The 991-nt window shown below is 75.9% G+C and carries 1 protein-coding gene; it reads left to right on the forward strand.

From position 1 onward, the window contains the following. The coding region (locus B7767_RS34525; protein WP_085575544.1) for an IucA/IucC family protein at positions 1 to 991 on the forward strand (991 nt) is incomplete at both ends.

Here is a 991-nt window from a genome sequence, read left to right on the forward strand (position 1 = left end):
ACCCCGCCGGACGACCCGTATCTGCGCTCCGAGCAGGCCCTCGTCACCGGCCACACCCACCACCCCGCCCCCAAGGCACGCGGCGGCGGCCCCGTGGCGGCCTGGCTGCCGTACGCGCCCGAGGCGCACGCCCGCTTCCCGCTGACGCTGCTGGGGCTGCGCGAGGACACGGTCGTGGACGAGGGCGACACCGCGGCCCTCGACCGCCTGGGCACCGCGCCGCCCGGTTACCGCCTGCTGCCCGCCCACCCCTGGCAACTGGACCTCGCGGCCCGTGACCTCGCCCCCGCCTTCGCCGACGGCCGCCTGATCCGGCTGGGCACGACCCCCTTCCCGGTGTGGCCCACGGCGGCGGTCCGCACCGTGTACGCGCCCGGGCGCGACCTGTTCCTGAAGTTCAGCCTGGACGTGCGCATCACCAACGACGTCCGCCGGCTGTGGCGCCACGACCTGCTGAGGCTCCGGGCGACCGACACGGCCGTGCGCGGCGCCTTCGCCGGGTTCGACGCGGCCTGGCAGAGCGACCGGGGCCACCGCACCGCGGACTTCGCCCACGAACAACTGGCCGTGGTCGTACGCGACGGCCTGCGCGACCACCTCCCGCCCGGCGCGACCCCCTACCTGGCCGCCGCCCTGGTGGAGGGCTTCGACGGCAACCCGCTGGCCGCCACCGCGCGGCCGGCGGCCTGGTGGGAGGCCTACCTGTCGCGGGTGGTCCCCCCGGCCCTGACGGCCTTCGACGGACACGGCGTCGTCCTGGAGGCCCACCTGCAGAACACGCTCGTCGCCATGGACCCCGACGGCATGCCGGTACGGGTCCTGTACCGGGACGCGGAGGGCGTGAAACTGCTGTCCGCGGTCTCCCGGGAGGCGGGCTGGGAACGGCTGGTCTACTGCCTGGTCGTCAACCACCTCATGGAGATCGCCGCCGCCCTCGCCGACCACCACCCCGGCCTCGACCCCTGGCCCGCCCTCCGCCGCGAACTGGCCC

Source organism: Streptomyces sp. 13-12-16 (assembly GCF_002114215.1).
Lineage (GTDB): Bacteria > Actinomycetota > Actinomycetes > Streptomycetales > Streptomycetaceae > Streptomyces.